This is a genomic window from Acidovorax sp. Q11, assembly GCF_054950075.1.
Window position 1 is genome coordinate 39,406 of record NZ_JBUDZG010000033.1, and the last position, 6,041, is coordinate 45,446.

The following is a 6,041-nucleotide window of genomic DNA, read 5'->3' on the forward strand; positions in this document are numbered from 1 at the left end:
CCTTTCAGGCGAGGGCAGCGGCCGCTGCGCGCACCGCGTTGCGGTAGGTGTCCTTGTGCACGTAGTACGCCATGCGTTCGAGCTTCAGGTACTTGAAACCACCCGACAGATCGGGCGGCGGCCCGGCCTTGGCCTGGCGCAAGGCCTCGGCGCGCGGCGATCCTTCAGACTGCGCCTTGAAAAAGCGCGCTACCAGCTCCGCTTGCTCGTAACGGCCCTGCCAGCCGATGCCGCTGGCCTCGATCATCCCCATCACGGCCAGGTTGTCGAAGCGCGGCGACAGGATGTTGAGGTACAGCTGCGGCGCCATGCCCTGCCAGTTGAGCAGGCTGTGGTCGATGAACGGGTAGTGCAGCGTGTAGCCCGTGGCGCAGAGCACCAGGTCGTAGTCCTGCGCGCGGCCGTCCTTGAAGTGCACCGTGCGGCCGTCAAAACGTGCGATGTCAGGCTTCACATGGATGTCGCCATGGCCCAGATGGTGCAGCACGAGCGAATTGACCACCGGGTGCGATTCGTACATCTTGTAGTCGGGCTTGGGCAAGCCAAACCGCGCCGGGTCGCCGGTGAACCACTGCAGCACCACACTGTCGATCTTCTGCTTGAGCCAGGGCGGCATCTTGAACTTGCCGCCCAGCGTGTCGGCGGGCTGGCCGAACACATACTTGGGCACAAAGTAATAACCCCGCCGCACCGACAGATCCACGCTGCGCGCGTAGTGCACGGCATCGACCGCAATGTCGCAGCCCGAGTTGCCAGCGCCCACCACCAGCACGCGTTTGCCCTTGAACAGCTCGGCGCTTTTGTAGGCGCTGGTGTGCAGCAGCTCGCCGTCAAACTGGCCCTCGAAACGCGGCATATTGGGCTCGGCCAGCGTACCGTTGGCAATCACCACGCCTTTGAACTCTGTCGTTTGCGCCGGGCCGCCGTGCTGGCTCCAGGTGATGCGCCACAGCGGTGCGGCGCCCTCGCCCACGGGTTCGACCTTCAGCACGCGGGTCCCAAACCAGTAGTGCGGGCGCAGGCCAAAGTGTTCAGCAAAGTCCATGAAGTACTGCCGCATCTCGCGGTGGCTGGGGTAGTCGGCCACCTCGGCACGCATGGGGAACTCGGTGAACTCCGTCGTGTGTTTGCTGGAGATGAGGTGGGCCGACTCATACACCGTGCTGCGCGGGTTCTCGATGTTCCACAAACCGCCCACGTCAGTGTGCGCCTCAAACCCCTGGAAGGGCACGCCCAGCTTTTGCAGGTTGCGCGCAGCTGCCAGGCCACTGGGGCCAGCGCCAATCAGGGCGATCTGGGTGCGGGTGTCCGCCACGGTGGGTGTTGTCTCCGTTGTCATGCGTTTTTGCTTTCGTTCTGTGTTGGTGTCTCTGCAGGCAACGACAGGCCCGGGATGGCGGTGGCCCCGGCCTCGCCCACGCGCGGCTTGCGCGGCTGGCCCAGCAGCAGGCGGTCGTGCAGGGCGTCGGGCAGCAGGTTGAGCAACCGGGCCAGCCAGCCAATGCGTGCGGGCAGCACGATGTGGGTGTGGCCTTGCGCAACGCCCGCCAGCAGGGCGCGGGCAGCGGCGTCGGGCTCCATCAGGCCCGGCATGGCAAAACGGTTGCCCGCCGTGAGTGCGGTGCGCAAATAGCCGGGGCTGACCGTACTCACCACGATGGACTCACCGCGCAACTCGGCACGCAGGCTCTCCAGGTAACGGATCAGCCCGCCCTTGCTGGCGCAGTAGGCGCCGTTGCCCGGCATGCCCCGCCAACCTGCCATGCTGGCCACACCCACCAGGGCGCCACGCCGCTGCGCGCGCATGGCTTTCACAAACGGCTGAAAGGTGGTGGCCGCGCCCAGCAGGTTGATCTCCAGCATGCGGCGCAGCACAGCCAGGTCGTCGGCTTCGGCGGTGTCAAACCCACCGGCCACACCCGCATTGGCAATCACAAGATCAGGCGTTCCCCAACGGCCCATCCAGTCGGCAGCCATGGCCTGCATGGCCGTGGTGTCGGCCACATCGGGCATGTAGACAGCACAGCGCTCTGGCGCCAGTGCGGCCAGGGTCTCCAACGCGGGCCGGTTCAGGCCCACCAGCGCCACGGCAGCGCCCTGGCCGATCAGCTCCCGCGCCAGGGCCTGGCCCAGGCCACCACAAGCGCCTGTGAGTACCGCGTTCTGAAAAGTCGCCGCCATGAGCACCCCGTGAAATGTTGGTTTGCAGCTTAGCCACAATGCTCAATAATCCCGAAATGTTTTATGGATTCGTCTCGAATTCCGGGATTTATGACCAACTCATCCCCCAGCCTGCGCCTGTTTGAACTGCTGGAAATCATGTGCGCCCACGGCCGCCCGTTCAGTCTAGCGGATGCCATCGAGGCATCGGGATGGCCCAAACCCAGCGTGCACCGCATGCTGGGCCAGCTCGAAAGCGGTGGCCTGCTGGCGCGCGAGCCCGATGGACGCCGCTACACCCCCGCGCCCCGCCTGCTGCGCCTGGCAGAAAGCACCCTCAGCGCAGGCACCCAGCATGGGGTGCGCCACGCGGTGCTGCGCCAGCTGGTGGCCGACATCGGCGAGAGCTGCAACCTCACGGCGCTCAGCGGCGCCGAGGTGATCTACCTGGACCGCGTGGAGTCGGCCTTTCCGCTGCGCATGGAGCTGCGGCCCGGCACGCGTGTGCCCATCCACTGCTCGGCCAGCGGCAAGCTGTTTCTGGCCCACCTGTCGGCCGCGCGCCGGGCGGCGATCCTGGACGGCCTGCCGCTGACCCGCCACACGGCCACGACTTTGACCGACCGCGTCGCCCTGGAGGCCGAGCTGGAGCAGATCCTGCGGCAGGGCTACGCCACAGACGCCGAAGAATTTGTGGATGGCCTCGTGTGTGTGGCTGTGCCTGTGCTGGCCGGGGGATGGCGCCAGGTCCGCAGCGCCGTGGCCCTGCAAGCGCCTGCCGCCCGCATGCCACTGGCGCAGGCGCTACAGCAGGTACCCCGCTTGAGCGAAGCCGCACAGGCACTGGGCCGCACCTGGACCTAACCTTGAATGACACAGATGAATTTGAACTACCTGGATTTTGACTACAGCGAAGACGCAGACGGCGTGGGTACGTTTGATGCCATGGCGAGCGTACAACCCGCACAGATTCCCGCCTTGCACGCCGAAATCGTTGCGATGCTGGCCTGGGCGCACCAACATTGGCCCGATGCCTGCGGCCCCATGGAAGACGGGGGCATATGGCACTACGACCTGCAGGGTGTGCAGGAAGTCAGCACACCGCTGGTGCTGAGATTTGACGACACCGCAGGGCAACTGCATGCGACGGCAGGCAGCCCTGCCCCACCCCGGACCACGATCACCCTCACCGTCAGCGGGAGCGCCGCCTTTTGCGATGCACTGCGCGAGGCCTTCGCCATCGACTAAGGCCCCAATACGGGGTTAACCCCAGTTATCAGCAAAAGCCCCACGTTGCAAACAGGTTAGTGCAACGGCACGTGGCAACCTCTCGGGCACCGCTACAGTTGCGACTCCTCAGTTCAACCCAAGACCGGAGAGTTTTATGCTGTCACGCCGCCACTTCCTGGGCGCAAGCCTGGCCACCACCGCTTATGCAGCGGGCTCCTTTGTCCCCGTGTGGGCACAGAACGCGCCCAACTTCGGAACCCCCACCCTACCCAGCCCCGGCTTTCGCCGCATGAAGGTGGGCGATGTGGAGGTGATTGCGCTGAACGATGGCATCACGCGCCGCCCGCTGGGAGAGGAGTTTGTGAAGAACGCGCCGCTGGCCGAGGTGCGTGCGCTGCTGGCATCCCAAGGACTGCCCACTGACTACATCGACGCGCCCTACACGCCCTTTCTGGTGGTAGCGGGCGCGCGCAAGATCCTCATCGACACGGGCCTGGGGGAATTTGGCGGCGCCACCACGGGCAAGCTGCTCGACAGCCTGCGCGCAGCCGGTCTGCAAGCGGCCGACATCGACACCGTGCTGATCAGCCACTACCACGGCGACCACATCAACGGCATCCGCAACAAGGCCGGTGAGTGGATGTTCCCCAAGGCCAAGGTGATGGTGCCCGCCGCCGAACACGCGTTCTGGATGGACGACGCCCGCATGGCTGCAGCGCCTGCGGGCATGAAAGGCGCGTTCGAGAACGTGCGGCGCACCTTTGCCACCATGCCCGCCGACACCCTGGTGCAGTTTGCAGCCGATGCGGAAGTGGCGCCTGGCATCAGGTCCGTGGCGGCCTATGGCCACACGCCGGGCCACACGCTGTTTGAGCTGACCTCGTCGGGCCAGAAGTTCTTCTACGTCGCGGACCTGACCAATGTGCCCGCGCTGTTTGCACGCAACCCCGACTGGGCCGTGACGTTTGACATGGATGCCGAGGCTGCGCGCAAGGTGCGGCGTGATGTGTTCCAGCGCATCACCGCCAGCAACACCATGCTGGGCGGCTTCCACTTCCCGTTCCCGGCGTTTGGCCGCATGGCGGCTTCTGGCAATGGCTATGCCTTCCAGCCTGCCGCTTGAGCCCGGCATCGCCCGTCGCGCGGTGCTGGGCGCCGGGCTGGCCTTGGCCAGCCTGCGCAGCTGGGCGGCGCAAGACTCGGATGCCGAAGCCTTGTTGCGCAAGGGCGGGGTGGTGGCCGCCTTCCGCCACGCGCTGGCCCCCGGCACGTTCGACCCGCCCGGATTCCGACTGGGTGACTGCAGCACCCAGCGCAATCTGAACGACGAAGGCCGCGCACAGGCGCGCAGCGTGGGTGCGTGGTTTCAGCAGCGCCAACTGCAACCGAGCAAGGTTTTGTCGAGCCCCTGGTGCCGTTGCGTGGACAGTGCCACCCTCGCCTTTGGCCCGCCCCAGGTATGGGCGGCCCTCGGATCACCCCGGGGCAGCCCGGAGACCACCAGCGCGGCCCATTTGCGTGAACTGCGTAAAGCGCTGGCCACAGCGTCGTCCCAGCCCGGTCGTTTCGAAGTGTGGTTCACCCACATGTTTGTGCTGTCCGACCTGGCAAACACCAACACCAGCTCTGGCGAAGCGTTGATCCTGCGGGCGGACACCAAGGGCAAAACAAAGGTGTTGGCACGTCTTGCTGTCCCTGCCTGACAAAGGGACTGGCTGGCTCACCGGGTGCTGCGGGGGCCACAGTTTGTGACGCCATGAGAGTCTGCAAAACACCTGCCAAACACCTTTCAGCGCCCGGCAACCCGGCTGTGGCCTAAAATCGCTCTTTTTTCCACCAACTCTGAGACCTACCATGGGCAACAAGATCGTCACCGAAGCAGACCGCAAGCGCACCCCCCGCCCTACGCCCGTGCCCGGCTACACCCTGGCCACCCCTGGCCGTGGCCAGCGCGTGAGCCTGGAGCGCGGTGTGGCAACCCGCAGCAAGAAGAACCCTGGCAAGCGCTCCAAGAAGGGCGGCTGATCGCCGGATTGCCATGGGCCGGTGGCACACCGGCACCTTGCAAAAGAGCCCTCGCAAGAGGGCTTTTTGCTTTGTGTGCACGCTGTGTCAACCAGCTAAACAGGCATCGCCCCAATGTCCTGGCGCGCCATCTCCAGCAGCCACTGGCGAAACACCGGCAGGCTGGCCGCTGCGTGGCGGCCGGGCAAGCGGCACAAAAAGTAGCCACGCTGCAGGCTGATCGGCAGGTCAAACGGCGTGACAAGGCGGCCCGCATCCAGCTCCGCACGCACCAGACAGCGCTGCACCAACGCAACCCCCATGTCGGCCAGGGCTGCCTGGATCAAGATGGAGACCTGGTCGAACACCGTCGATAGCTCGGGCTCCACCCCTTCGGCACCGGCGGCGTGCAGCCACTGCGCCCAATTGCCAGGAGAGGTGGAATGGGCCAGCAAGGGTTCGGCCGCCAGGTCTGCGGGGTGTTTCCAGCGCTGCCTGGCGGCACGCGCGGGGTGACATACTGTTGCCGCCGACCGAAATCTGACAGTCTGAAAGGTCTGATGCCGATCCAAAATTGACAGGGGTGTTCAACTGCCCTGCTGATTTTTTCAGCAGGGATGTAAGAGGTGATCACCATGGACATGATT

Annotated in this window: 8 protein-coding genes; 5 read left to right on the forward strand and 3 right to left on the reverse strand. The window is 65.4% G+C overall.

From position 1 onward, the window contains the following. Window positions 1-4: 4 nt before the first annotated feature. Window positions 5-1,339 (reverse strand): flavin-containing monooxygenase, encoded by a 1,335-nt coding sequence (locus tag ACYZGB_RS19640; RefSeq protein ID WP_462390533.1) that lies wholly within the window; start codon window positions 1,337-1,339, stop codon window positions 5-7. Further along, on the reverse strand, window positions 1,336-2,181 hold the full coding sequence (locus ACYZGB_RS19645) for an SDR family oxidoreductase (RefSeq protein ID WP_462390534.1): 846 nt from the start codon (window positions 2,179-2,181) through the stop codon (window positions 1,336-1,338). Before ACYZGB_RS19645 ends, ACYZGB_RS19640 begins: the two co-directional genes overlap by 4 nt. Window positions 2,182-2,271: 90 nt before the next feature. Here ACYZGB_RS19645 and ACYZGB_RS19650 point away from each other — a divergent pair, with 90 nt between their 5' ends. The 5 genes from ACYZGB_RS19650 (at window position 2,272) to ACYZGB_RS19670 (ending at window position 5,415) form a co-directional block, all read left to right on the forward strand. After that, window positions 2,272-3,024: an IclR family transcriptional regulator gene (locus ACYZGB_RS19650; RefSeq protein ID WP_462390535.1), complete on the forward strand. Its 753-nt coding sequence runs from the start codon at window positions 2,272-2,274 to the stop codon at window positions 3,022-3,024. Between the two features lie 15 nt (window positions 3,025-3,039). Further along, entirely contained in the window at window positions 3,040-3,408 is a 369-nt protein-coding gene (locus tag ACYZGB_RS19655; RefSeq protein WP_462390536.1) for a hypothetical protein, read from the forward strand. A gap of 136 nt (window positions 3,409-3,544) precedes the next feature. Next, entirely contained in the window at window positions 3,545-4,513 is a 969-nt protein-coding gene (locus tag ACYZGB_RS19660) for an MBL fold metallo-hydrolase (RefSeq protein ID WP_462390537.1), read from the forward strand. Further along, complete coding sequence (locus ACYZGB_RS19665) at window positions 4,491-5,093, forward strand: histidine phosphatase family protein (protein ID WP_462390538.1); 603 nt, start codon at window positions 4,491-4,493, stop codon at window positions 5,091-5,093. The genes ACYZGB_RS19660 and ACYZGB_RS19665 overlap by 23 nt, the downstream gene beginning before the upstream one ends. Before the next feature lie 151 nt (window positions 5,094-5,244). Beyond that, window positions 5,245-5,415 carry a hypothetical protein gene (locus ACYZGB_RS19670; protein WP_162995995.1) on the forward strand — a complete coding sequence of 57 codons (171 nt, stop codon included), beginning with the start codon at window positions 5,245-5,247 and terminating at the stop codon, window positions 5,413-5,415. A gap of 95 nt (window positions 5,416-5,510) precedes the next feature. Here ACYZGB_RS19670 and ACYZGB_RS19675 read toward each other — a convergent pair whose 3' ends face one another. Further along, window positions 5,511-5,966 carry a LysR substrate-binding domain-containing protein gene (locus ACYZGB_RS19675; protein ID WP_462390539.1) on the reverse strand — a complete coding sequence of 152 codons (456 nt, stop codon included), beginning with the start codon at window positions 5,964-5,966 and terminating at the stop codon, window positions 5,511-5,513. Window positions 5,967-6,041 lie beyond the last annotated feature (75 nt).